Genomic DNA, 16,681 nt, shown 5'->3' on the forward strand with positions numbered 1-16,681 from the left:
AGTGTGCGGGGCATTCCGTGCTCCCCGCCAGCGCTGTTCGACATCCCAGGCAAACATTGAATTCGCTGCAGATGAGGACACGCACATGGCTGATATTTTCGACAATCCTATGGGTTTGATGGGCTTTGAGTTCATCGAATTGGCTTCGCCTACCCCCGGTGTTCTGGAGCCTGTATTCCAGATGTTGGGCTTCACCAAGGTGGCCACCCACCGCTCCAAGGATGTGCACCTGTATCGACAGGGCGACATCAACCTGATCCTGAACAATGAACCCAGAAGCGTAGCGTCGTATTTCGCCGCCGAGCATGGCCCGTCTATCTGCGGCATGGCCTTTCGTGTGCGCAACGCTCACGACGCGTACGCCCGCGCTCTCAACCTGGGCGCTCAGCCGGTCGAGATCGAAACAGGTCCCATGGAACTGCGTCTTCCGGCGATCAAGGGCATTGGTGGTGCCCCGCTTTACCTGATCGACCGTTTCGAGGAAGGCAGCTCGATCTATGACATCGACTTCAATTTCATTGACGGCGTGGATCGCCACCCGACCGGTGCGGGCCTGAAGGTCATCGACCACCTGACCCATAACGTGTATCGCGGGCGCATGGCCTATTGGGCCGGCTTCTACGAGAAGTTGTTCAACTTCCGCGAAATACGCTACTTCGACATCAAGGGCGAATACACGGGTTTGACCTCAAAGGCCATGACTGCGCCCGACGGCATGATTCGGATTCCGCTCAATGAAGAATCCTCCAAGGGAGCGGGGCAGATCGAAGAGTTTCTGATGCAGTTCAATGGCGAAGGCATCCAGCATGTCGCATTTTCGACCGACGACCTGGTCAAGACCTGGGATGCTCTCAAGGGTCTGGGTATGCGTTTCATGACCCCGCCACCGCAGACCTACTACGAAATGCTTCCCGAGCGCCTCCCTGACCATGGTGAGCCGGTGGATCAGCTTCAGGCACGTGGCATTTTGCTGGACGGAGCAGCACAAGCCGGGGACAAACGATTGTTGTTGCAGATTTTCTCTGAAACGCTGCTGGGGCCGGTGTTCTTCGAGTTCATCCAGCGCAAGGGTGACGATGGTTTCGGCGAAGGCAACTTCAAGGCGCTGTTCGAGTCCATCGAGCGGGACCAGGTACGCCGTGGCGTGCTGAGCGTCGAGTAATGGCCGGCAGTGCCGTCATCGTCCTGGGCGATCGACGGCACTGTCTCGCTGCCTGACGCGCATCTTGCCCAACACCACGTAAATTACCGACCCCGTCATGAGCCCCACCAGCATCAATGAAGGGAGCACGTTGAACACGGCCGTGCGGATTTCCTGGGCGATGTAACCCTCGGGATAGCCACCCACCACCCGGTAAGGGTAATGAGTGGATGCCAGTTCATGGGTAAATTCGGCGACAGAAGGCCTTTCACCGTGCAGGCTATCGCCATCCTTCCATACGGCGTGCTTGTCAAACTCGAGCACGAGTGTGAGTCCGTCTTTGAAAGCGTCAAGTTCAGAGCGTAATTGTATCGGAAAGCTTGTTGCAATCACGCCTGTTCTCTCACCTTGCAAGTGCATGTTCATCAACAGATAGCCCTGCGCATCCAGCATTTGGTGATCGAATGTCAAGAACTCTCCCGTCGAGGCGATTTCAGTCAGCACTTCAAGCGAGTCCGATGCGGAGTTGCAATAGGCCTTGCCGTCCTCGATAACTGCGAGCGACCTGAGCATTGAACGGCTGGTCACTTGGTCGACCAGGGCGCGTTTGATCCTACTGCAAGGCTGACCTGCTAGTGGCAGCGTACTCATGGCGACCTCATGCACACGGTCCAGGGCTTGATCGACGCTGAAAACCGCCTCGCGCACCGACACTTCAGCGTTCTCTTCTAGCTTGGCCTCCTGCTGATAGTTAATGACCAGCAGTCCCGAAAAGACAGGTACCAGACCTACTGCCATCAGCAGTACCAACTCAAGCAGGCTACGTCCCGCATGCACGAACTTGTCCATTGATAACCGTTCCTCAAGCCTCGCGCTGCCCAGGATGGGCGGCTGGTTTGATCCTAGGTCGTTGTCAAAAGCGGCACTGTAGGGGGAGAGCCGTGAAAGTGTGGGATTTGGTTAGGCTTGGTGTAGCTGTCATCCGTTTATCTAAACGGTATCGCAGCCGATCGACGCGCTCGCATCGGCGCATCCGGGGCAGGGAGGTCATTGTGTGGCGTTGGCCTATGCTAACGTGACACGTCGCACGAGCCCTGTGCGTAGGCCCACATCCAGACCACAGCCTTTGCTTTATGACGGAGAATCACATTGGTCGGCAAAAAAGGAACTAGAGCCCCAACCGCATCGGTCGCAAGGGAGCTGTCCAAACGCGCACTCTCGGGCGATTTGAAGGAACAGGTGATGCGCTTCGATTGGTCGCAAACGGCGCTAGGGGCCTTGCCACACTGGCCTGCCTGCCTGCGCATCGCCGTCGATACAATGTGTCACTCACCTTTTCCGTGTGCAGTGGTGTGGGGCAATCAGCTGACAGTCATCCCCAACGACGCCTATGTGGCGCTCAAGGGGGCGGCAGGCACATTGGGCGCGCGTTTCGATACGCTGTGGCACGACCAATGGGAGAGTCTGGGCCCGTATGTGTTCGACGCGCTAGCGGGCCGTTCCAGTTTTATCGAAGAAGCGCCAGTACGCGTCGGTCATTGCGATCACGCTGAAGGACCTTGGTGCGCCTTGGGTTATACCCCACTGAACGATGAGCTGGGGGAGGTTGCAGGGTTTGTCCATACAGTTATCGAAACCAGTGCGAACAAAGGAGGGCGTGAGCATTGGCGAAGCCTGGCCAAGTCTTTGGAGAGGCAGATTGCCTCTCATGTCAGTGAGCTGGAAAGGCTCTGGCAGCTCTCAAGCGACGCCATGATGACGGTCACCCCCGACCTCAAGCTGCACAATGTCAATCCCACCTGGCTAAGCCTTCTAGGATGGGAGCTGGAGCAGGTGCAGCACTTGCCCATTCTGTCCCTGGTCCATCCTGCAGACCTTGCGCAGGTCCAGCTAGCGATTGAATCGCTGCTGCATCGCAACGATACCCACCCGATCGAGACACGCTTGCGGCACCGTGAGGGTCACTACCACTGGTTCAGCTGGAGTGCGCGAGTGGGTGCGATATTGGTGACCATCGTTGGGCGAGACATCACCGGCGCACGCGAAGACGCCATGCGTCAGTCCCGCATGTTGATGCGTAACACCGAGCGCATGGAGGCGGTGGGGCAGTTGGCCGGCGGCATGGGCAACGAGATGAACAACCTGCTAGCAGGCATTGGGGGTGGGCTGGAGTTACTGCAACTGCGGCTCCAGGAAGGGCGCCTGGAACGTGTAGAGGAGTACGTGAAGCTTTCTCGTGATTCGGTGCTACGCGCCATGGAGCTGACTCAACGCCTACTCGCTTTCTCTCGTGATCGGCCGTCGGCCCCGAGACCGCTTCATCTCAATCGCCAACTACGCCTAAGCGAGCCACTGCTGCTGAGCGCTCTGGGCCCCGAGATGCACATTGACTGGCAACTGGACGTCGCATCCTGGGTCGTGTCCTTGGACGTTGCGGCATTGGAAAACGCACTGCTGTGCCTGTGCGCCAATGCGCGCGAGGCATGCCTTGGCAAGGGCACCGTGACAGTTCGGAGCGTCAACGAACGGCTGAGCGTGCCTTTTCCGGATGAAACAGGACTGCCTGCGGGCGACTATGTGGCCGTGCATGTCGCCGATGAAGGTCATGGCATGCCGGCCAGCGACGTGGCCAGGGCTTTCGAACCCTTCTTCACCAGCAAGCCTCCAGGTCGGGGTGCTGGGCTGGGGCTGTCGATGGTCTATGGTTTCGTACGTCAATCGGGTGGCTATGCGTGGATCGAGTCTGCAGTGGGCGAGGGGACCAAGGTGAGCATGCTGTTCCCCCGCTGCTTTGAGGCCGTTCACGAAGCGCCCGTCGGCCGCAAAAGCCCGGGTCGGGTGGGGAGCGGCGAGCGTGTATTGCTGGTAGACGATGAATTGAACCTGCGTACGGTGATGCGCGAATATTTGCTTGAATCTGGCTTCGATGTCACCGATGCCGCAGATGCCAATAGCGCTCTGCAGCGCTTTCGCCAGGATGAGCCGTTCGATCTGGTGGTTACCGACATCGGGTTACCCGGCAGCTTCAGTGGCAGGCAAGTGGCCAGGGCCATGCGCATGCTCAAGCCCGAACAAAAAATTCTGTTCATCACAGGCTATGCCCTGCAAGAGATCGAGTCAGACTCCATTCAACAGCCCGGAACGGCACTTCTGCGCAAGCCGTTCCAGCTGGCGCAGCTGGTGGAGCAGGTACTGGAGATGATCGACAACTGATACGGGGCTGCCGTATGCCTAAAGGTCTTTCTGCAGATAAGGATCATCCGGGTTCTGGCGCTCGAGTTCGGCGAGCAGCACCTGCACATTCTGCAACTGCCCGGACTCTTTCCAGTACTCGATCAGCAGGACTCTGGCTTGCCGATTGGCGGGCGTCCTGCTCAGAATGGCTTCCAACTGCCTTTGGGCCGCATCCAGTTGCTCAAGATCATGCAGGGTCTTGGCAAGGCTCAGACGATACTCGGCATTCTCCGGCTCTAGTTCCACCGCCCGTGACAGCGCCAGCAGTGCGTACTCCTGCTGGTCGTGACGAATCAGCCAACGGCCGAGCTCATGCTGCAAGAACGCCGAATCGGGGTTTGCTGCCAGCGCATCGGCCAGCACCTGACGTGAAGCATCCTGCGCCCCTTGGCGCTCAAGCAAGGTCACCTTCAACGCCACGGCATCGAGGTTACTGTCATCGCCTGCCAATGCCCGCTCGATGGCAGCGCCCGCCTTGGCATACTCGTCCTCGTGCAGGTACAGGCGGGCAAGCTGGACCTGAGCATCGACGTCCTGGGGCTGGGCGAGCAGAACCTGTTCCTGCGCTTGAATGGCTTGGTGCAAGGCGCGGATGTAAAGGCCCATGCTGTCAGGGTCCACGCCCAGCAGCGCCCCTACGGCCGCAAAACGAACGCTCTGATCGCTGTCTTCGAGCAGGGGGCCAAGTACCAGGCTCCGCTGAGGCCCAGGCAGCAGGCGGCTGATCGCGGACACGGCGGCGCGGCGTACGATGGCATCGGCATGGTTCAGGTCTGCCTGGGCCAGCTTGAAGGCTTGCGCAGACGGGTAGTTGGGGAGCTCGGCATACAGGGCCGCTCGGCGGATGGCCGGTAGGTCACGGCGCTGCAGCTGTTGGTACAAGACCCGTGCAGCGCCGGGCTGACCGTCATGGGCCTGGCGCAGTGCCTTCACGTAACTGTGCGGGGGCAGGGCTGGCTGTTCAGGCTCCACGTCGCGCCACAGATAGCCGAACAGCGCTGACAGCATCATCAACGCTAGCAGTGCAATCAGGTAGCGGGTACGTCTTGGCATCGGACGGTCCGTGTGTCAGGAGTGGCAAAGCTTGGGCCAGCCTACGGGCAAATGCAACCGGGGCTGGGCACGCGTGTGGCGGGCTGGGCGTGAAACCCCAAGCCTGAGCAAAAAAAGCCCCGCAGAACTGAATCGGCGGGGCAAACGGTCGGTCATGGACCCACCAAAGGAGCCTGTGGGGCTGCTCAGTGCGAACTGGCCACCGTGTCGGGTTGCCAGCCGCCACCGAGTGCCTTGTAGATCGAAACGATTCCTCGATAGAGGTCCACCTCGCCTAGCGCCTGCGCATCTTCCGCACTCAGGCGCTCGCGCTCGGCATCGAGCAGCACCAGATAATCGACTGACCCCTCGCGGTAGCGGATCGACGCCAGGTCGGCCGCCTTGCGGCTGGCTTCGCTCTGACGCATCAGCGACAGCAGGCGCTGCTGGATCTTGTCGTAGTCGCTGAACGCGTTGGCCGACTCTTCCAGCGCCAACAGTACCTGCTGCTCATACTTGGCCAGCGCGCCTTGCGCGTCGGCCTTGGCGCCGCGCAGCCGTGCCCTCACGCTACCCAGGTCAAACGCCGCCCAGGTAATGCTGGGGCCCAACCCCCAGGCGCCCGCTGCCGAGGAGCCGAGCTGAGAGCCGCGCGCTGCGGTGAAGCCCAGGAAACCGCTAAGGCTCACCCGGGGAAACAGATCTGCCGTCGCCACCCCGACGTTGGCGGTGGCCGCAGCAAGCTGGCGTTCGGCGCTGCGGATGTCCGGACGGCGGCGCAGCAGTTCACCCGGATCGCCTACAGGCAGGGATTTGGCAATGGCTGGCAGGGCCTTGGGCGAAAGGTCCACACCGATTGCGTCAGGCCGACGGCCCAGCAAGGTGGCGATGCGATGCCGCGATCTGGCCTGTTGAGCCTGCAACTGCGGCACACTGGCTTCAACCCCTGCCAGGCGCGCGTCGGCCCGCACCACGTCCAGTTCATTACCCACCCCGGCATCGCGCAACGTTTCAGTGATGGTACGTGACTGTTGCTGCGTCTTGAGGTTAGCCAAGGCAATGTGTTCACGCAGTTGTGCGCCGCGCAGCTGGCCATAAGCGTCGACCAGCTCGGCGATGAGACTGACCTGAAGTTGCTGAAGGTCGGCCGCCGCTGCCGCTTCCTGAGCCTGGCTGGCTTCGATCTGGCGGGAAATTCGCCCGAACAGGTCGACTTCCCATGCCATATCCAAGCCCAAGTCATAGCGCTCGGCATTGACTCGGTGGTCGGTCTGGCCAGGCACTTGGCCTTTACCCACTTCACTGCTGGCACGGCTTGTCACGACCGGGAACTGATCGTTTTCGGCATCGTCCCGTATTGCCCTGGCGGACTTAAGCCGTGCGAAAGCGACCCGTAGATCTCGGTTGCCCTCCAACGAGGCCTGCACCAGTTGGTTCAGGGTAGGGTCGTCGAACTGTTTCCACCACAGGCTTTCGAAATGGGTGCGGTCATAGGCCTTGGCTTGGGCGTCGACCTCCAGCTGGGCTGGAGCAGTGGCCGGAGCCTGGTAATCAGGTCCCACCGCGCAAGCCGCCAGGGCCAGGCTGAGCAGGCTCGGTGTCAGGTGTTTGAACAGATTCATGCAGGGTTCTCCAGCGGATGGACGCGCTCGGCCTTGCGGGCCTGACGTCGCTCGACAAAACGGCGGATCAGGAAGAAGAACACCGGCGTCAGGAACAGGCCGAACACCGTGACGCCGATCATCCCGGAGAACACCGCCACGCCCATGGCATGACGCATCTCCGAGCCCGCGCCCGAGCTGAACACCAGCGGTACGACACCCATGATGAACGCGATGGACGTCATCAGGATCGGGCGCAAGCGCAGACGGCAGGCTTCGAGCACCGCAGCCAGGGGATCGAGGCCTTTGGCTTGCTCGTCCTTGGCGAACTCGACGATCAGGATGGCGTTCTTGCAGGCAAGCCCCACCAGGACGATGAGCCCGATCTGGGTGAATATGTTGTTGTCGCCTCCCGAGACAATGACCCCGGTGATGGCCGAGAGCAGCGTCATCGGCACGATCAGGATCACGGCCAAGGGCAGGCTCCAGCTCTCGTACTGGGCGGCCAGTACCAGGAACGCCAACAGCACGCACAACGGGAACACGAACAGCGCAGTGTTGCCCGAGAGGATCTGCTGGTAGGTCAGGTCCGTCCACTCGAAGGTCATGCCGTTGGGCAGTTCCTGCTTCAGAAGTTTCTCGATGGCTGCTTCGGCCTGGCCTGAACTGTATCCGGGCGCCGCTGCGCCATTGATTTCCGCGGTGATGAAGCCGTTATAGTGCATCACGCGGTCGGGCCCGGAGGTGTCGGTAACCTTGAGGAACGTGGCCAGTGGGATCATCTCGCCCCGGTTGTTGCGCACCTTCAGTTGGCCGATCTGCTCGGCGTCGAGTCGGAACTGCTGCTCGGCCTGCACGTTGACCTGGTAGGTACGTCCGAACCGGTTGAAGTCGTTGGTGTACAGCGACCCCAGGTACACCTGCAGGGTGTCGAAGATATCGTTGATGGCCACGCCGTGGGTCTTGGCTTTCTCGCGATCAATGGCCGCGTCGACCTGCGGCACATTGACCTGGTAGCTGGTGAACAGGCCCGCGAGCTCTGGCACCTCATGGCTCTTGGCAATGATGTTCTGGGTTTCCTTGTACAGCGCTTCGTAACCCAGGTTGCCACGGTCCTCAATCTGCAGGCGGAAGCCACCGATGGTACCCAGACCTTGCACGGGCGGCGGCGGGAAGATCGCGATGTAGGCGTCCTGAATGTCCGCGAACTGGGCGTTCAACGCCGCGGCGATGGCAGCTGCCGACTGGCTGGGGTCCTTGCGTTCGTCGAAGGGCTTGAGGGGAGTGAACACGATGCCGCTGTTGGGGCTGTTGGTGAAGCCGTTGATCGAAAGGCCCGGGAACGCGACAGAGTCCGCCACGCCCGGTTGCTTGAGGGCAATCTCGCTCATGCGCTTGATCACCGCTTCGGTGCGGTCAAGGCTGGCGGCATCTGGCAGCTGGGCGAAAGCCACCAGGTATTGCTTATCCTGGGCAGGTACGAAACCCGTTGGCGTGGAGGAGAAACCCAGGTAGGTCAGGCCCATCAAACCGGCATAGACGAATAGCGCGATGCCACTGGAGCGAATCACTCGGCGAACACCGCCTACGTAGCGATGGCTGGCGCGGTCGAAGAAGCGATTGAACGGCGCAAAAAGCCAGCTGCCCAGCAACTTGTCCAGCAGCCGCGAGAAGGTGTCCCGGGGTGCATGATGGTCTTTGAGCAACACCGCCGCCAAGGCAGGGGACAGTGTCAGCGAGTTGAACGCCGAGATCACCGTAGAGATCGCAATGGTCAGGGCAAACTGCTTGTAGAACTGCCCGGTCAGCCCCGAGATGAACGCTGCAGGGACGAACACCGCGCACAACACCAAGGCGGTGGCGATGATCGGGCCTGTCACCTCGCTCATGGCTTTTTGCGTGGCCTCGAGCGGTTTGAGGCCCAGCCCGATGTTGCGCTCGACGTTTTCCACCACCACGATGGCGTCATCGACCACGATGCCGATTGCCAACACTAATCCGAACAAGGAAAGGGCGTTGAGCGAGAAGCCGAACAGGTGCATCACGGCAAAGGTGCCGATCAGCGATACCGGCACGGCCAGCAACGGAATGATCGATGCGCGCCAGGTCTGCAGGAACAGGATGACCACCAGCACGACTAACACCAGTGCTTCGAACAGCGTGTGCACCACCGCCTCGATCGAGCCGCGCACGAACACGGTGGGGTCGTAGACGATGCTGTAGTCCATGCCTTCGGGGAAGTCTTTCTTCAATTCCGCCATCTTCGCGCGCACTTCATCGGAGATCTCGATGGCGTTCGAGCCTGGGCGCTGGAAGATCGGGATGGCCACGGCGGGCTGGTTGTTTAGCAGCGAGCGCAGGGCGTACTGGCTGGAGCCCAGTTCGACGCGAGCGATATCCTTCAGGCGCGTGATTTCACCGTCCGCGCCGGCCCGGATGATGATGTTCTCGAATTCTTCCTCATTGACCAGGCGACCCTGGGTGTTGATCGAGAGCTGGAAGCTGGTGGAGCCTGGTGCGGGCGGAGCGCCCAGCTGTCCCGCAGCCACCTGGCGGTTCTGCTCGCGAATCGCGGTAACCACATCGGTGGCCGTCAGGTTGCGCGAGGCGGTCTTGTTAGGGTCCAGCCACACGCGCAAAGAATAATCGCCCATGCCAAACAGTTGCACATCACCCACACCGCCTAGCCGCGCCAGCTCGTCCTTGATGTTCAAGATGGCGTAGTTGGACAGGTAGAGCATGTCATAGCGGTTGTCCGGTGAGGTCAGGTGCACGACCATGGTCAGGTCGGGCGAGGCCTTGTCCACCGTGATACCGATACGGGTCACTTCCTCGGGCAGCTTGGGCTGCGTGCGGGTCACACGGTTCTGCACCTGTACCTGGGCATTGTCCAGATCGGTCCCCAAGGCGAAGGTGATGGTCAGGGTCAGCTTGCCATCGGCGGTGGACTGCGAAGACATGTAGAGCATGTTCTCGACCCCGGTGATGGCTTGCTCCAGGGGTGCGGCGACGGTTTCGCCGATGACCTTGGGGTTGGCACCCGGGAAGTTGGCGCGCACGACGACCGTGGGCGGTACGACTTCGGGGTATTCGCTAATGGGCAACTGGAACAGCGATATGGAGCCGGCGATCAGCAGCACCAGTGACAGCACCGCCGCGAAGATGGGCCGTGTGATGAAGAATTTGGAGAAGTTCATCGGTGGGGTTCCTCAACCGCGCGGCGCAGGGGCGCTGGCGCCCTGGTTGGTGGTGCCGGCCACTTTGGCTGTGCCGGTGCTCGCTTCCAGCGCCTGACGTTGCTGGGCGAGTGCGGCCAGTGTCTGCTCGCTGGCCATGGGCGCTTCTTCAGGAGTGACCTGAGAGCCCGGGCGCACGCGCTGCAGGCCCCTGACGACGATGCGATCGTCCTTGGCTAGCCCGCTGCGCACGATGCGCAAGCCCTCGAGCTTTGGCCCCAGCTCGACAGCGCGGTAGGCCGCCTTGTTGTCCTTGTCCATGACCAGCACGAACTTCTTGCCCAGATCGGTGCCCACCGCTTCATCGTTGATCAGCACAGCATCGTACTGTGCGCTGCCGACCAGTTTCAGGCGTGCATACAGGCCAGGGGTGAATTCACCGCGCTTGTTGTCGAACACGGCCCGGCCACGAATGGTGCCGGTGCGTGGGTTGACCTGGTTGTCGACGAAGTTCATCTGCCCTAGATGCGGGTTGCCAGTCTCGTTGGTCAGGCCCAGGTAGACCGGTGTGCTTTGCCCGCGCTGGCCTTGGCGGGCCAGCTGCGTGTACTTGAGGTAAACGCGTTCGTCAGCATCGAAATAGGCGTACACCTTGTCGGTGGAGACCACGCTGGTCAGAGGCGTAACGTCGGCAGTGACGATGTTGCCGGCGGTGAACTGCGCGCGGCTCACGCGGCCGTTGATAGGGGAGGTGACCCGGGTGAAGCTCAGGTTCAGACGTGCCAGGTCAAGTTGCGCCTGGATGGCATCTACGCCGGCGCGTGCTTCGGCCGCAGCGCTGTTGCGTGATTCTGCCAGTTCGGCGGAGATGGCATTGCTGTCTCGTAGCCGCTCGCCCCGGCGGGCTTCGCTGGCGCTTCGAATGGCACTGGCCTTGGCTTGCTGCAGTTGGGCCTCAAGGCGGCGGACCTCGGCCTGGAACGGCCGTGGGTCGATCTGGAACAGCAGGTCACCTTTGCGCACCTGGGCGCCTTCGGTGAACGCCACCTGGTCGATCTGACCCGAGACACGGGGGCGCACCTCGACGGTTTCCGGCGCTTCCAGGCGCCCGGTGAACTCGTCCCATTCGTTGATCGGCTGCTCGATCACCTTGGCCACGGTGACCTTTGGAGCCGCCGGGGCCTGCGCGGCATCGGGGGTTTTGCTGCAAGCGCCGAGCGCTACCACTGCAAGGGCTGCAAGTGGGACGCCGAAAGGTTTGAGTGACTGCTCCATGGAGAACTCCGCCAATATATTAGGAATGGGCGGAGTGTGAGTGTGTTGCGCGCAGGGAACGAATCGAATGGGCTGAAGGTTAATATCATGGCGAATGATATGAACCCGTCGCTTATCGCCTTCTGGCGATACGGCAGCTGCGATGGGGCGCTACAGGCGCCCCCAACAGATCAGGGCTGGCTTGCACCCTTGCCGGTTGTGCCTTCCGAGCCAGTGCCGTCCATGCCTGGTAAATCCTGGTTGTCGTTCTGCTGGGCTGGCGGGCTGTCTGGATCGTTGCCCTGTAGCCTTGGATCCGTATCACGGGGCATAGGCTTTTCAATCGGGTTGAGCGTGCTGTCTGCGCCTGGCTTGGGTGCCTGGTTGTGTGGGTCATCCGGGTAAGTAGGCCCGGTCCCGGCAGCGAGGGCCAGGGGTGAGGCGAGCAGGGCAAGCAGCAGGATGCTGGGGCGATTCATGGCAATCTCCTTAGCGACGGGCAGGGCAGGTTCGTAACCTTTTGGCCTTGCCCGGCAGTTCAAAGTGCCAGCACCCCGATCAACGGTCACACCACCAGCGACAGCGCCATGATGAACACGATGCCGACCACTGACAGCAGGGTCTCCATCATGCTCCAGGTTTTGAAGGTCTCGGCCACGGTCATGTTGAAGTACTGCTTGACCAGCCAGAACCCGGCATCGTTGACATGGGACAGAATCAGCGACCCGGCACCGGTCGCCAGCACCAGCAGTTCACGGTTCACCCCAGGCACCAGGTCGATCACAGGTGCCACGATCCCTGCGCCGGTAATGGTCGCCACGGTGGCAGACCCCGTGGCGATTCGAATGACCGCAGCGACCAACCAGGCTAGCAGAATCGGCGAGATCTCGGCTTGCACAGCCATTTGCCCGATCACGTTGCCAACGCCAGTATCGACCAGCATTTGCTTGAAGCCGCCGCCGGCGCCAACAATCAGGACAATCGCAGCCGTGGGCGCGAGGCTGTGATCGAGCATCTTCATGATCTGTTGGCGATTGAAACCGCGCGCCGAGCCAAAGGTGTAGAACGCCAGCAGCAAGGCGGCGAGCAATGCAGTGATAGGGTGCCCGATCAGGTCCATCCATTGGCGCACGATGTGCTCGGCAGGCAGCACCACGTCGGCGAAGGTCTTGAGCAGCATCAGTACCACCGGCAGCAACACGGTAATCAAGGTGACGCTGAAGCTCGGCAGGTTGGCCTGGTCCGATTCCTTGGCGATCTGGTCCATCAGCTCCTGGGAAGGGTGCCCGGGGATATAGCGCGAGATGAAGTTGCCGAACAGGGGGCCGGCGATAATGGCTGTGGGCAGGGCCACGATCAGGCCATAGAAGATGGTCTTGCCGATGTCGGCGTGGAAGATGCCGATGGCCAGCAACGGCCCTGGGTGCGGCGGTACCAGGCCGTGCACGACCGATAGGCCTGCCAGCAAAGGGATACCGATCTTGATCAGCGAGACCCCGGAGCGCCGCGCGACGATGAAGACCAGGGGGATGAGCAGGACGAAACCGATCTCGAAGAACAGCGGAATACCCACCAGAAAGGCAGCGAACATCATCGCCCAATGCACGTTCTTCTTGCCAAAGGCCCTGATCAGGGTTTGAGCGATCTGGTCAGCCCCGCCGGAATCGGCCATCAGCTTGCCCAGCATCGTCCCCAGTGCGAGCACGATGCCGACGAACCCCAGCACGCCTCCGAAGCCGTCCTGGAACGACTTCATGACCTTGGCTACCGGCATGCCAGAGGTCAGGCCAAGGAAACCGGCAGCCAGGGTGAGGGCGACGAAGGGGTGCACCTTGAAATGGGTGATAAGCAGAATCAGCCCGACGATGGTAACCAACGCGTCGAGGAGCAGGAAGGTATCAGTAGCCAGTCCGAACATGGTGTGTAGGCCTCGGTCTTATCGTTGTTTTTGGCGGAGCTTGGTGGGTAAGTCGTTGGTAAGACAGCGCTGTCTTGGCGATGCGAAGTGCGAGTAGGCTCAGGCAGTCTGCGCAACACTGTGCTCGGCGCAGCGCTTGAGCCAGCCGTCTACCGCCTCGGCGAGCGCAACGATCGGCTGGGTGGCATCCAGTGTCAGGGTAAGCGGTTCATCGTAGGGTGGCTCAAGGGCGGCGAACTGGCTCTGGATGAGGCTAGCCGGCATGAAATGCCCTGGTCGCGCCAGAACCCTTTGCTTAGCCTGGTCAGGGGTGAGCTCAAGAAAGACGAACATCAGCCCAGGCATCGCGCAACGCAGCGTGTCGCGGTAGCTGCGCTTGAGTGCGGAACAGGTGAGAATCGGTCGAGTGCCGGCCTGACTTATCGCTTGCATTTCCTCGCCCAGACGGACCAGCCAACCAGCACGGTCATTGTCATCCAGGGGGATACCGGCGCTCATCTTGTCGATATTGGCCTGCGGGTGAAAAGCGTCACCTTCGATCAGGTGCCCGCCGCTGTAGGCGGCGATGGCCGATGCGATGCAGCTCTTGCCGCAGCCGGCCACACCCATGACCACGATGGCGGGCAGTGGGGAATTCATCTGTACCTCCTGCAGGGTGGGACAGCGCTGTCTTAAGCTCTGGCAGCGCAGTCTCCCCAGTGTTATTGATCTTGTGCTTACGCAGTATGGACGCCGTGCGGCAATCACCTGAGGGCAACGTGCAAACAGCCGTTGCCTACGTCCTGAGACAGCGCTACCTTAGAGGCCGTTCCCAGTCCTTGCAAGTAGTAAAATTACAACATTATGGTCCGCATTGGTTCGCGCACTACTGGTCGTCCCACCCTGGCTGAAGTCGCCAGAATGTCCGGGGTTTCCCCCATAACTGCATCCCGGGCCTTGCGCGGCGTCACGACCGTGGCCCCTGAACTCGCTGCCAAGGTCATGGCTGCGGCCACGACCCTTGGCTACGTGGCCAATCCAGCCGCCCGGGCTTTGGCTTCTGCCCGCAGCCACTCGGTCGTGGTGCTCATACCGTCACTGTCCAACCAGTTGTTCATCGACACCCTCGAAGCCATCCATGATGTGATGCGCCCACGAGCGCTGGAGGTGCTGATCGGCAACTACCACTACGATACCGCCGAGGAAGAAAACCTCATCCGCAACTATCTGGCCTATCAGCCCTGTGGGATGCTGCTGACGGGTTTCGATCGCACTGACGCTTCACGTCAGATGCTCACGGCCAGTGGCGTCCCCTGCGTTCACATGATGGAACTGGATGGGGATGCCGACGCGTTGGCGGTAGGCTTTTCCCAGCACCAAGCGGGCCGGGCCGCGGCTCAACACCTGATCGAACGTGGTTGCACACGGCCTGGATTCATTGCGGCACAGCTCGATCCCCGGGTCATGCAGCGGGCCGAGGGCTTTCGTCAGGCGTTGGCCGAAGCTGGGTTGCACGCGGCCGAGCGAGAGGTCCTGACCCCAGCACCGTCGTCCATCGCACTCGGCGGTGAGCTGTTCAGCCGCCTGATCAGGCAGGCGCCGGCAGTGGACGGTATCTTCTTTTGCAACGATGACCTCGCCCAGGGCGCTGTGCTTCAAGCGCTGCGCCAGGGCATCAATGTCCCGCAGCAGGTTGCCATGGTTGGCTTCAACGATCTGCCGGCTTCGGCGCACATGGTGCCCAGGCTTACTTCCATTCGCACGCCAAGGGCTGCGGTGGGGCGGGTCGCCGCCCAGGCATTGTTGACGCTGCTCGATGGCAAAGCCGTCACGCCAGCCCGGCAGGACCTGGGGTTTGAGTTGATGGTGCGAGAAAGCTCCTGAGATTCAACACCCAAGTGATGCGACCGCTTCAGTTCCGCTCTGGTGGTTTGGGCATGGTCTCCAAGGTGGCAATCAGGTCTTGCAGCAGCACTTGCAGGGTGTCCTGGAGTACGCGACGCAAGTCGTCTACAGGACCACCTGCTGCAAGCGCCTGCTCGAGCGCTTCGCAGTCGGCAACCAGGTGACGTACCTTGAGCATTTTGGCCCCACCCTTGATACGGTGAGCCAACGCCTTGAGTGCGCCATCCGAGGCTCGCCCGTCAAGCGTACGCAGCGTTGAAAGGTCTTCGGCCACGCTTTGCGACAACTGCTCGATCAGATGCCGGATCAAATCGTCGTCGTCGCGGGTCAAGTGACGTAATTCGGCCAGGTTCAAGCCAACGGGCCGGGCAGGTGCAGGGGCTGCTTGCGGCTTGCCAGCCAACTGGGGCAGGTGTGCTTTGAGGCCGTGCAGGCCGATAGGCTTGAACAGGCAGTCATTCATTCCGCTGGCCAGGCATCGCTCCCGCTCCTCGGCCTGGGCATTGGCGGTCACCCCTAGAATCGTTACGGGCGACAATCCTTGCCGGCGTTCTTGAGCACGGATACGGCGAGCCAGTTCGTGACCGTCCATCACAGGCATGCTGCAGTCGGTGATCACCACGTCAAAGTGCGCTTCACGCCACAGTTGCAGCGCGATTTCGCCGTTCTGCGCCTGGGTCACCTGATGCCCCAGTGCGCGCAATTGGCGGTCAAGCAACAGCAGGTTAGCCGGATAGTCGTCCACGACCAGAACGTTCATCGTGCAAACGTCAAGGTCCGTGGCTGAGTCCTGCTTGTCGGCACTGAGCTCAGGGGCGCACTGGGGCAGGGCCACCACGATCTGTACCTTGGTGCCCACGCCTTCGACACTTTGCAGCGTCAGCGTACCGCCCATGAGCTCGGCAAGAGCCCGGCTAATGACAAGACCCAGCCCGGTACCCTGGCGCGCACGGGGCCCGTCGACCTGAACGAATGCATTGAACAGACGCGCCTGGTCCGCAGGACTTATGCCAATACCCGAGTCGCGGACACAAAGCTCGACGCACTGGCGTTCTCCTTGCAACGACGTGTGCATCGAGGTGTGGACTTCACCACGGTCGGTGAACTTGATCGCATTGCTGATCAGGTTCGACAGCACCTGCTTCAGGCGCGCAGCATCTACCTGAACCCACATAGGTTCGGTGGGTAGGTCACAGGCAAGCTCAAGGCCCTTGGCCCTCGCATTGCCCTCGAAGACGCGAACGGTAGCGCGCACCAAGTCCACCAGGTCGGTAGGGGTCGGCTGCAAACTGATGTGGCCTGATTCGATCCTGGAAATATCAAGAATATCGCCTATCAGCGCTAGCAGACCCAGTGCTGACTCATGCGCGGTCTCGAGCATGTGGGTATCGCATCGACCGTCGCGACTGTCCTCGAGCGCCAATTCCAACAAGCCGATCAC

At 61.1% G+C, this 16,681-nt stretch carries 12 protein-coding genes; 3 read left to right on the plus strand and 9 right to left on the minus strand.

The window, feature by feature from the left end:
- Positions 1-85: 85 nt before the first annotated feature.
- Entirely contained in the window at positions 86-1,162 is a 1,077-nt protein-coding gene (hppD, locus tag ACF8GB_RS10170; RefSeq protein WP_392526956.1) for a 4-hydroxyphenylpyruvate dioxygenase, read from the plus strand.
- 15 nt (positions 1,163-1,177) lie between these two features.
- On the opposite strand, the gene ACF8GB_RS10175 is transcribed toward hppD, so the two are convergent.
- Positions 1,178-1,990: a CSS-motif domain-containing protein gene (locus ACF8GB_RS10175; protein ID WP_058637760.1), complete on the minus strand. Its 813-nt coding sequence runs from the start codon at positions 1,988-1,990 to the stop codon at positions 1,178-1,180.
- A 393-nt stretch (positions 1,991-2,383) separates the two neighbouring features.
- Between ACF8GB_RS10175 and ACF8GB_RS10180 the strand changes: the two genes are divergently transcribed.
- Positions 2,384-4,354 (plus strand): response regulator, encoded by a 1,971-nt coding sequence (locus tag ACF8GB_RS10180; protein WP_392526957.1) that lies wholly within the window; start codon positions 2,384-2,386, stop codon positions 4,352-4,354.
- Positions 4,355-4,372: 18 nt separating this feature from the next.
- Here the strand turns inward: ACF8GB_RS10180 and ACF8GB_RS10185 are convergent, their stop codons facing one another.
- The 7 genes from ACF8GB_RS10185 to ACF8GB_RS10215 form a co-directional block, all read right to left on the minus strand.
- Complete coding sequence (locus ACF8GB_RS10185; protein WP_392526959.1) at positions 4,373-5,428, minus strand: hypothetical protein; 1,056 nt, start codon at positions 5,426-5,428, stop codon at positions 4,373-4,375.
- 185 nt (positions 5,429-5,613) lie between these two features.
- Positions 5,614-7,029, minus strand: a complete 1,416-nt coding sequence (locus ACF8GB_RS10190) for an efflux transporter outer membrane subunit (protein ID WP_392526960.1) — start codon at positions 7,027-7,029, stop codon at positions 5,614-5,616.
- Positions 7,026-10,205: an efflux RND transporter permease subunit gene (locus ACF8GB_RS10195; RefSeq protein ID WP_392475277.1), complete on the minus strand. Its 3,180-nt coding sequence runs from the start codon at positions 10,203-10,205 to the stop codon at positions 7,026-7,028. The genes ACF8GB_RS10190 and ACF8GB_RS10195 overlap by 4 nt, the downstream gene beginning before the upstream one ends.
- Positions 10,206-10,217: 12 nt before the next feature.
- A complete protein-coding gene (gene mexE / locus ACF8GB_RS10200; RefSeq protein WP_392526961.1) occupies positions 10,218-11,459 on the minus strand; it encodes a multidrug efflux RND transporter periplasmic adaptor subunit MexE in 1,242 nt (413 codons plus the stop codon).
- 170 nt (positions 11,460-11,629) lie between these two features.
- The gene (locus ACF8GB_RS10205; protein WP_058605015.1) at positions 11,630-11,917 is read right to left on the minus strand and encodes a hypothetical protein; all 288 of its coding nucleotides are present in this window, start codon (positions 11,915-11,917) and stop codon (positions 11,630-11,632) included.
- An 86-nt stretch (positions 11,918-12,003) separates the two neighbouring features.
- Entirely contained in the window at positions 12,004-13,356 is a 1,353-nt protein-coding gene (locus ACF8GB_RS10210; RefSeq protein ID WP_027914937.1) for a GntP family permease, read from the minus strand.
- 99 nt (positions 13,357-13,455) lie between these two features.
- Positions 13,456-13,995: a gluconokinase gene (locus ACF8GB_RS10215; protein ID WP_058637754.1), complete on the minus strand. Its 540-nt coding sequence runs from the start codon at positions 13,993-13,995 to the stop codon at positions 13,456-13,458.
- Between the two features lie 204 nt (positions 13,996-14,199).
- Between ACF8GB_RS10215 and ACF8GB_RS10220 the strand changes: the two genes are divergently transcribed.
- Positions 14,200-15,219, plus strand: coding sequence for a LacI family DNA-binding transcriptional regulator (locus tag ACF8GB_RS10220; RefSeq protein ID WP_392526962.1), 1,020 nt, complete (start codon positions 14,200-14,202; stop codon positions 15,217-15,219).
- Between the two features lie 28 nt (positions 15,220-15,247).
- On the opposite strand, the gene ACF8GB_RS10225 is transcribed toward ACF8GB_RS10220, so the two are convergent.
- Positions 15,248-16,681, minus strand: a 1,434-nt coding sequence (locus ACF8GB_RS10225) for an ATP-binding protein (RefSeq protein WP_392526964.1), incomplete at its 5' end; no start/stop codon positions are given.

The organism is Pseudomonas sp. xss_4 (assembly GCF_043104125.1).
In the GTDB taxonomy this organism is placed as follows: Bacteria; Pseudomonadota; Gammaproteobacteria; order Pseudomonadales; family Pseudomonadaceae; genus Aquipseudomonas; species Aquipseudomonas parafulva_B.

What these genes read in the sequence shown, in the direction of transcription:
- mexE (WP_392526961.1), bottom strand. Translation starts at nt 11,459, where the DNA reads ATGGAGCAGTCACTCAAACCTTTCGGCGTCCCACTTGCAGCCCTTGCA.
- hppD (WP_392526956.1), top strand. Translation starts at nt 86, where the DNA reads ATGGCTGATATTTTCGACAATCCTATGGGTTTGATGGGCTTTGAGTTC.
- ACF8GB_RS10210 (WP_027914937.1), bottom strand. Translation starts at nt 13,356, where the DNA reads ATGTTCGGACTGGCTACTGATACCTTCCTGCTCCTCGACGCGTTGGTT.
- ACF8GB_RS10195 (WP_392475277.1), bottom strand. Translation starts at nt 10,205, where the DNA reads ATGAACTTCTCCAAATTCTTCATCACACGGCCCATCTTCGCGGCGGTG.
- ACF8GB_RS10190 (WP_392526960.1), bottom strand. Translation starts at nt 7,029, where the DNA reads ATGAATCTGTTCAAACACCTGACACCGAGCCTGCTCAGCCTGGCCCTG.
- ACF8GB_RS10205 (WP_058605015.1), bottom strand. Translation starts at nt 11,917, where the DNA reads ATGAATCGCCCCAGCATCCTGCTGCTTGCCCTGCTCGCCTCACCCCTG.
- ACF8GB_RS10185 (WP_392526959.1), bottom strand. Translation starts at nt 5,428, where the DNA reads ATGCCAAGACGTACCCGCTACCTGATTGCACTGCTAGCGTTGATGATG.
- ACF8GB_RS10220 (WP_392526962.1), top strand. Translation starts at nt 14,200, where the DNA reads ATGGTCCGCATTGGTTCGCGCACTACTGGTCGTCCCACCCTGGCTGAA.
- ACF8GB_RS10175 (WP_058637760.1), bottom strand. Translation starts at nt 1,990, where the DNA reads ATGGACAAGTTCGTGCATGCGGGACGTAGCCTGCTTGAGTTGGTACTG.
- ACF8GB_RS10215 (WP_058637754.1), bottom strand. Translation starts at nt 13,995, where the DNA reads ATGAATTCCCCACTGCCCGCCATCGTGGTCATGGGTGTGGCCGGCTGC.
- ACF8GB_RS10180 (WP_392526957.1), top strand. Translation starts at nt 2,384, where the DNA reads ATGCGCTTCGATTGGTCGCAAACGGCGCTAGGGGCCTTGCCACACTGG.